1 tRNA gene and 1 rRNA gene are annotated in these 2295 nt (G+C 53.7%); both read left to right on the top strand.

Going from position 1 to position 2295, the window contains the following annotated elements:
* Positions 1-8: 8 nt before the first annotated feature.
* A tRNA-Ala gene (locus tag SPI01S_RS21535) sits at positions 9-84 on the top strand.
* A gap of 315 nt (positions 85-399) precedes the next feature.
* Positions 400-2295: ribosomal RNA gene (locus SPI01S_RS21530) — 23S ribosomal RNA — on the top strand; the annotation flags it as partial.

Raw genomic sequence — 2295 nt, 5'->3', positions numbered from 1 at the left:
ACTTTTCAGGGGCCTTAGCTCAGCTGGGAGAGCGGTTGCTTTGCAAGCATCAGGTCATCGGTTCGATCCCGATAGGCTCCACCAGCTTTCGTCGAGACGCGCAGTGCGCGTCTCCGAAAGCAACATGCGCTTTAGCGTTATCCAGATAGATGAAGACACGAGATCCGCTGTTACGACAGCGGTCCTGCGAGCCCAAGGGCTTGCGAGCTTTTTGACATTGTGAATGGGTTTTTCAAATCGATGCCGTGACGGCGTTGGTTTCAGCTGTGAAGCTGGATCAACGATCGTCCAATTAAAGGCTGAGATTTTCATCCACACCGATATGCCGCGTAACGCTGCTCTGCCGAGTTGGTGTTTCCGAAAGGAGCGCCCAGCGTTGTCGTTGGTGGTGTGGACTCTCAAGCGTGAGGTAAGGGCATTTGGTGGATGCCTTGGCATGTACAGGCGATGAAGGACGTGGCACGCTGCGATAAGCGTCGGTGAGCTGTGAGCAAGCTTTGACCCGACGATTTCCGAATGGGGAAACCCACCTTCACCAATTAATTCAGTGGTTGAGCGATCAACTACCGAGTTAATTGGGGCAAGGTATCACCGAAGTGAATACATAGCTTTGGTGAAGCGAACCCGGCGAACTGAAACATCTCAGTACCCGGAGGAAAAGACATCAACCGAGATTCCGTTAGTAGTGGCGAGCGAACGCGGACCAGGCCAGTGCCTTGATTTCAACTAGCAGAACAACCTGGAAAGGTTGGCCATAGCGGGTGACAGCCCCGTATGCGAAAGTGATGATCAAGGACTCGAGTAGGGCGGGACACGTGAAATCCTGTCTGAACATGGGGGGACCACCCTCCAAGCCTAAATACTCGTACATGACCGATAGCGAACTAGTACCGTGAGGGAAAGGTGAAAAGCACCCCGACGAGGGGAGTGAAACAGTACCTGAAACCGAATGCCTACAAGCAGTGGGAGGGGCTTTATGCCCTGACCGCGTACCTCTTGCATAATGGGTCTGTGACTTAATGTATCAAGCAAGCTTAAGCCGATAGGTGTAGGCGCAGCGAAAGCGAGTCTGAATAGGGCGACTTAGTTTGATGCATTAGACCCGAAACCCGGCGATCTATGCATGACCAGGATGAAGGTGCGGTAACACGCACTGGAGGTCCGAACCGATTAACGTTGAAAAGTTACCGGATGAGTTGTGCTTAGGGGTGAAAGGCCAATCAAGCCGGGAAATAGCTGGTTCTCCGCGAAAACTATTGAGGTAGTGCCTCGGATGAACACCCTAGGGGGTAGAGCACTGGATGGATGCGGGGGTCGCGAGATCTACCAACTCTAACCAAACTCCGAATACCTAGGAGTGATATCCGGGAGACAGACGGCGGGTGCTAAGGTCCGTCGTCAAAAGGGAAACAGCCCTGACCTACAGCTAAGGTCCCCAAGTCACGTCTAAGTGGGAAAGCATGTGGGAATCCCAAAACAACCAGGAGGTTGGCTTAGAAGCAGCCATCCTTTAAAGAAAGCGTAACAGCTCACTGGTCTAAACAAGGGTTCCTGCGGCGAAGATGTAACGGGGCTCAAGACGTGCACCGAAGCTTAGGGTGTGATCGTTTACGATCACGCGGTAGCGGAGCGTTCCGTAAGCCTGTGAAGTGGAAGGGTAACCGACCATGGAGGTATCGGAAGTGCGAATGCAGACATGAGTAGCGATAAAGAGGGTGAGATGCCCTCTCGCCGAAAGACCAAGGGTTCCTGCGCAAGGCTAATCCGCGCAGGGTGAGCCGGCCCCTAAGACGAGCCCGAAGGGGGTAGTCGATGGGAACCACGTTAATATTCGTGGGCCTGGTGGTGTGTGACGGATTGCGTGTGTTGTCAGCTCTTATCGGATTGAGCTGGCTTCGAAGCAGTCCCGGGAAATAGCCCCACCGTATAGACCGTACCCGAAACCGACACAGGTGGTCAGGTAGAGTATACCAAGGCGCTTGAGAGAAGTGTCCTGAAGGAACTCGGCAAATTGCCTCCGTACCTTCGGAAGAAGGAGGCCCTACATAGGCGCAAGCTCTTGTAGGGGGCACAGGCCAGGGGGTAGCGACTGTTTAGCAAAAACACAGGGCTCTGCTAAGTCGGCTTCAAGACGACGTATAGGGCCTGACGCCTGCCCGGTGCCTGAAGGTTAAGTGGAGGAGTGCAAGCTCCGAAATGAAGCCCAGGTAAACGGCGGCCGTAACTATAACGGTCCTAAGGTAGCGAAATTCCTTGTCGGGTAAGTTCCGACCTGCACGAATGGCGTAACGACTT

Source organism: Sphingomonas pituitosa NBRC 102491 (genome assembly GCF_001598435.1).
GTDB classification, from domain to species: Bacteria; Pseudomonadota; Alphaproteobacteria; order Sphingomonadales; family Sphingomonadaceae; genus Sphingomonas; species Sphingomonas pituitosa.
Note: the sequence above shows the minus strand (reverse complement) of the source record. Positions and strands in the feature narration are given on the sequence as shown.